Below are 1,486 nucleotides of genomic sequence, written 5' to 3'. Positions count from 1 at the left end.
CGTGATTTACCGAACAAATATTCCTTTTTTTCCTTTTTTCATCCTATTCCTTGATCCTTTTCCATTATTAAGAGCATAGAAAAAAGACCTCCCATTCTATAAAGAGGTCTTCCGGTATTACAGGATGATGGCGATTAAGCCGCCTGAACCTTCGTTTATAATTCTTTCTAACGTTTCTTTTAATTTGTACCGTGCATTTTCAGGCATTAATGACAGCTTTGCCTGAATCCCTTCTCTCACAATTGAGCTCAGTGACCTTCCGAAGATATCGGAGTTCCAGATGGAGAGCGGATCATCCTCAAAGTCCTGCATTAAATAGCGCACAAGCTCTTCGCTTTGTTTTTCCGTTCCGATAATCGGCGCGAATTCGCTTTCGACGTCTACTTTGATCATATGGATCGACGGAGCGACAGCCTTCAGCCTCACACCAAATCGTGAGCCCTGCCGTATAATTTCCGGCTCATCGAGACTCATATCAGTTAAAGCAGGCGCCGCAATGCCGTATCCCGTCTGTTTGACCATTTTTAAGGCATCGGACACTTGATCATATTCTGTTTTCGCATGAGCAAAGTCCTGCATGAGCTCAAGCAGATGGTCTCTTCCTCTAATTTCAACGCCAACCACTTCTTTCAGGATTTGATCATATAATTGGTCCGGCGCATACAAGTCAATTTCAGCCACCCCTTGGCCAAGCTCGATTCCGGCTAATCCGGCACTTTCAATGAACTCAAACTCGCTGAATTGGCCGACAACCCTGTCTACGTCCCGGAGACGCTTAATATCCTTAACCGTTTCCTTTACGGATTCCTGATAGCTTTCACGCAGCCAATGGTTTTCTTTCAGCACCATTACCCAGCTTGGGAGATTGACATTCACTTCAAGCACCGGAAACTCATAGAGGGCCTCTCTGAGCACATTCAGCACATCTGATTCCCGCATGCTTTCCACGCTCATTGCCAATACTGGGATATCATATTTTTCGCTTAAATCCTGACGCATGGCTTCTGTTTCCGGGTGATACGGCCTGACTGAATTGATGACCATGATAAAGGGTTTGCCAACCTCTTTCAGCTCTTCAATGACTCTTTCTTCAGCCTCTATATAGTCACTTCTGGCGATATCTCCAATAGTGCCGTCTGTCGTAATGACAACTCCGATGGTCGAGTGTTCTTGAATGACTTTTCGTGTGCCGATTTCAGCAGCCTCATGAAATGGGATCGGTTCTTCGTACCAAGGCGTGTTGATCATCCGCGGCCCGTTTTCATCTTCATATCCTTTTGCGCCGGGCACTGTGTAACCTACACAATCTACTAATCTTATATTGACATCGAGTCCGTCTGACACATGAACAGACATCGCCTGATTCGGAACAAATTTAGGCTCTGTAGTCATAATCGTCTTGCCGGCCGCGCTCTGCGGCAGTTCATCCTGCGCACGGGCCCGGTCTGCTTCGTTACTGATATTCGGGAGCACCACAAGCTCCATG

The 1,486-nt window shown here is 46.4% G+C and carries 1 protein-coding gene; it reads right to left on the bottom strand.

The genetic code is table 11. The annotated features are described in order from the left end of the window. Positions 1-117: 117 nt before the first annotated feature. Positions 118-1,486: stage IV sporulation protein A (spoIVA, locus tag RAC86_RS38595; RefSeq protein ID WP_377886944.1), on the bottom strand; the 1,369-nt coding region annotated here is incomplete at its 5' end.

Source organism: Bacillus sp. LR_5 (assembly GCF_042709275.1).
The sequence above is the reverse complement of the archived record's forward strand: the minus strand, read 5'-3'. Positions and strand labels throughout refer to the sequence as shown.